The 2,734-nt window shown below is 72.6% G+C and carries 2 protein-coding genes and 1 pseudogene; 1 reads left to right on the forward strand and 2 read right to left on the reverse strand.

Going from position 1 to position 2,734, the window contains the following annotated elements; genetic code table 11:
* Window positions 1–835 (forward strand): annotated as a pseudogene (locus ACRX5S_RS11625) (hypothetical protein); the annotation flags it as partial.
* A gap of 401 nt (window positions 836–1,236) precedes the next feature.
* Here ACRX5S_RS11625 and ACRX5S_RS11630 read toward each other — a convergent pair.
* Entirely contained in the window at window positions 1,237–1,587 is a 351-nt protein-coding gene (locus ACRX5S_RS11630) for a hypothetical protein (protein ID WP_436772794.1), read from the reverse strand.
* Between the two features lie 96 nt (window positions 1,588–1,683).
* Complete coding sequence (locus ACRX5S_RS11635; protein WP_436773197.1) at window positions 1,684–2,577, reverse strand: ion transporter; 894 nt, start codon at window positions 2,575–2,577, stop codon at window positions 1,684–1,686.
* Between the last annotated feature and the right edge of the window lie 157 nt (window positions 2,578–2,734).

The raw sequence follows: 2,734 nt of genomic DNA on the forward strand, positions 1-2,734 counted from the left end.
GGCCCGCCGACGCGTGGGCCCCGAAGCTTGGGAGCGTTTCATGTCGATGCCGAACGGCGGCGGATACCCGCCCGGTCCCCCGCCCCACGTACCCGGCCCGCCCGGCGGCGGATGGCACCACCAGGGGCCGCCGCCCCCGCCCGGTGGACCTCCCGGCCCGCCGTCCTACGGGGGCTACCCGCAGGGGCCGCCCCCGCCCGGCGGCGGCAACCGCACCGGCGTGATCATCGGCGTGATCGCCCTCGTCGTGGTGGTCATCGGCGGTGTCGTCGCCGGTGTGCTGCTCACCCGCGGGGACGGCGACGACGATCCGGTCGCCGGGTCGAGCACGGGGTCCGGCCAGACCGCCGAACCGTCCCGTACGGACCGCCCCACGCCCTCGACCGAGCGCCCGAGCCCGTCGGCGACGACCACCCGCCCGTCGACCACCCGGCCGCCCACCAGCTCGGCGCCGACGTCCCGTACGCCGCGCGTCGGAACGGTGCTGGGCGGCCTGAGCGACGACGACTGCATCGACACGGTCAAGGCGGCCACGGTCCTGGTCGATCCCATCGAGCCGGTGTCGTGCAGCAGCAGCCGGTCGCACTGGAAGGTCATCGCCCTCTACACCCCGGCGAACACCGCGACCTGCGAGTCGCTGCCGGCGCGCGAGGGGTACGTCGGCCACCTGAAGGAGTTCAACACCTCGGGTCGTATCGCCTGCCTGGGTTTGACGCGCAACACCACGCTCCAGGACCTGAAGGACCTGGCCGGCCCCAGCGCCGCGAGCCTGACCCAGGCGGACTTCGACCGCCTCGTCCAGACGTACAAGGACAACGGCGTCACCATCTCCTGAACCGACGGGCCCATCCGACCGACCCGACGGACGCCGCGCGGCCTCCCGGCCGGCCCGACGGACGCCGCGCGGCGTCCCGGCCAGGTCCGTCCGATCGGCGCGCCGGCCCGGGAGCACCGGCCTGGGGACTCCCCCAACCTCCCGGCCAGGTCCACCCGAACGCACCGCCGTCCCCACGGGCCACGGGGTCAGCGCGTCCCGCGGCACCTGGGCGGGCCGACCGTCGCCCTGAACGTGCTTGCCGGCCGGAGCGTACGGCTCGCTCCTGCTCGCCGGGGCGTTCGCCCTCGTCGTGATCCGGCGCATCACGGCCGCCCAGGCGCAACGTGGCGTCCGAACTCCACCCGCCCGCGCCGCCGTTGCGTGCACGAAGTCGCAACGGCGGTGCGCGGTGGCGGGGTTCAGCTCTTCTTGATCTTCGAGTAGACCTTGGCGTCGCGGACTTCCTTTTGGCTGAAGACGTGGACGGTGCCGCCGAAGGCGGTGTCGGTGAAGTACTGGCCGGGGCGGTCGTTGGCCTCGAACTCGATGTCGACGCGCTTGCCCGTGCCGGGGTCGACGCAGGACATGTCGATGTCGCCGTCTCCGCCGCGCACGAGCTTCTCGCACAGGTGGCGGGCGACGAACTTGTCGAAGTCGGTTTCCTTCTTCTTGCCGCCGCATCCGACGAGGGTGAACGCGCAGGTGGCGCCCAGTACGAGGGCTATCGCCCGGGAGGTACGGCGGGAACGGTGCACCGCGGGACGGTTCATGACGGCAAGGACTCCTCGGTTTTCGGGGACGACTCGTCGCCCCTAATTTCTACAACGACGTAGAAGTTAGGGGCGGTTGCAGGCTACCGGTCCGACTCACCCCTCGCGCCCGGCGGGAGGGTCCGGTCCCGCGCGGTCCCGCCCGCCGGGCGAGCGGGCGAGTGTGTTCTCCAATGCGTCCAGGGCGCACCGCAGTTCGGCGATGCGGTGGCGGATCTCGCGTTCGTCGTGCGCGATCGAGCCGACCCCGTTGCCGGGAGCACCCGTGGCGGCGGGCGCCGCAGCCGCCGCCTGGTCGTCGCTCGCGCGGGCATCCTCAAGGGAGGTGATGACGACGCCGATCAGGAGGTTGACCAGCAGGAACGAGCTGACCAGCACGTACGAGCCGAAGTAGAGCGCCGTCCAGCGGGAGACTTCGAGGCCCTCCCGCACCATCTCGCCCAGCCCGTCGAGGGCCATGAGGAAGAACAGCGTGAGGCACGCGCGGCCGAGGGAGCCGTAGTGCTCGGGCATGGTGTCGGCGAAGAGGATCCAGCCGAGCATCGCGTACATGTAGAGGACGAGGGCGCCGACGACGAGGAAGCCGAGGGCGCCGGGCAGGCTCTTCCAGGCGGCGTTCAGGATGACGCGGACCTGGGGGAACATGCGGACCGCACGCAGGACGCGGGCCAGGCGGAGCAGCCGCAGGACGGTGGCGTTCTCGCGGACCACGGGGACGAACGCGGCGGCCACGACGAGGAAGTCGAACGCGTTCCAGCCGTCACGGAGGAACCGCCCGGGGCGATTGCCGAACGCGGCTATGCGGATGGCCAGTTCGGCGGTGAAGGCGACGAGGAAGAACGTTTCGGCGATGCGCAGTTCGGCGTGCCAGTCCCGGGCCGTGCCCGAGTAGGTCTCGACGCCGAGCACGGCGGCGTTGGCCACAATGAGGGCGAACGCGGCGACCGCGAAGCCCGTCGAGTCGCTGATGCGGGCGCAGCGCCCGGCGATCCGCCCCGGCGCTCCGCGGCCGCCCCGGATCGCGGGTAACGGGGGTTCCGCGGCGGCGCGGTCGGCGGATGAGGGCGGTTCGGCGGTGGTCACGGCGTACCTCGTGGGCGGTCGGGTGGCGAGGGCGGGCCCGGTACGCGCCGCTGCCCGGACGCCC

Origin of the sequence: Yinghuangia sp. YIM S09857 (assembly GCF_051388915.1) — a bacterium.
Lineage (GTDB): Bacteria > Actinomycetota > Actinomycetes > Streptomycetales > Streptomycetaceae > Yinghuangia.

Bases quoted from the DNA above. Each gene is read 5' to 3' on its own strand.
- ACRX5S_RS11630 (WP_436772794.1), bottom strand. From the start codon at position 1,587: ATGAACCGTCCCGCGGTGCACCGTTCCCGCCGTACCTCCCGGGCGATA.